Below are 1,292 nucleotides of genomic sequence, written 5' to 3' on the forward strand. Positions count from 1 at the left end.
TGATCCGCTTGGATTCTTCGAGCCACCCCGAGTGCTAGTCCCGGCTGGTCTTGATCCGCTTGGATTCTTCGAGCCACCCCGAGTGCTAGTCCCGGCTGGTCTTGGGGTCACTAGGCAGGCCCCATCTCCTTGATCTTACGGGCATATTCGGCCGGGGTCAGGTCATTGAGAGCACTGTGAGGCCGACTCTCGTTGTAGTCCTGCCGCCAGGCCTCCAGAAGCCCCTGCGCCTCGGTCAACGAGGCAAACCAGTTCACGTTCAAGCACTCGTCGCGCAGCGAGCCGTTGAAGGTCTCGACAAAGCTGTTGTCCGTTGGCTTGCCCGGTCGGCTGAAGTCCAGCCTTACGCCATGGTGGTAGGCCCACATGTCCATCAAGCGGCCCGTGAACTCGCTGCCGTTGTCCACGAAGATGGCCTTGGGCGCACCGACATGCCGCACCAATCGGTTGAGTACTTCGACGACGTGCTCACCCTTGAGCCGATGACCGGCATGCACTGCCAGTGCCTCTCTCGTGAACACATCGACCACGGTCAAGATCCGGAACTTCCCGCCATGGCTGAACTCCTCAGCCACGAAGTCCATGGACCACGCTTGGCCCGGCCGACTCGGTAGCTCCCGCTGGCGCCGCTGTACGACCATCTTGCGCTTCTTGGGTAGCTTGGAGCGCAGCTGCAGTTGCTCCTCGCCGTAGATGCGGTAGCACTGGCTTCGTCCGAGCAGCCAGCCTTCTCGCCGCAGTAGCACGTGCAAACGCCTATAGCCCCAGCGCACACGGGTATTGGCCAGTTCCCGCATGCGCCGTCGCAAATCGGGCCGCGGGTCCTTGCGCCGCTCGTAGTAGGGCGTGCTTCTCGACACCTGAACCAGTTGGCAGGCCCGACGCAGACTGATGCCATAGTGGCCCCGGACGTAGTCCAGAGCCAGCACCCTCAGCGCGGGCCGGACCATTTTTTTGCAGCGATATCCTGAAGAATCGCCTTGTCCAGGCTGAGATCGGCCACGAGCTTTTTGAGCCTCGCGTTCTCTTCCTGCAGTTGCTTGAGCTCACGCGCTTGGTCGGGCTCCAAGCTCCCGTACTGTTTCTTCCAGCGATAGAAAGTCTGCTCGCTGATGCCCATCTTGCGGCACGCGTCCGCCACCACCATGCCGAGCTCGACTTGCTTGAGCACCGCCACGATCTGCTCCACCGAAAAACGACTCCGTCTCACGACTTCTCCTGCGCCCCATTCTCGAGGCCGAATCGCCGAAAGACTAACGCTCAGCGTGTCTCGATTTCTTCAATGCAGATCA

Annotated in this window: 1 protein-coding gene; it reads right to left on the reverse strand. The window is 61.1% G+C overall.

The features are described 5' to 3' along the window. Positions 1-110: 110 nt before the first annotated feature. A protein-coding gene (locus ACS5PK_RS22615) for an IS3 family transposase (RefSeq protein WP_439442517.1) occupies positions 111-1,210 on the reverse strand; the annotation gives its coding sequence in 2 pieces (ribosomal slippage) (positions 111-958 and positions 958-1,210; 1,101 coding nt in all). Positions 1,211-1,292: the final 82 nt, after the last annotated feature.

Source organism: Roseateles sp. DB2, assembly GCF_051857535.1.
GTDB lineage: Bacteria > Pseudomonadota > Gammaproteobacteria > Burkholderiales > Burkholderiaceae_C > Roseateles_B.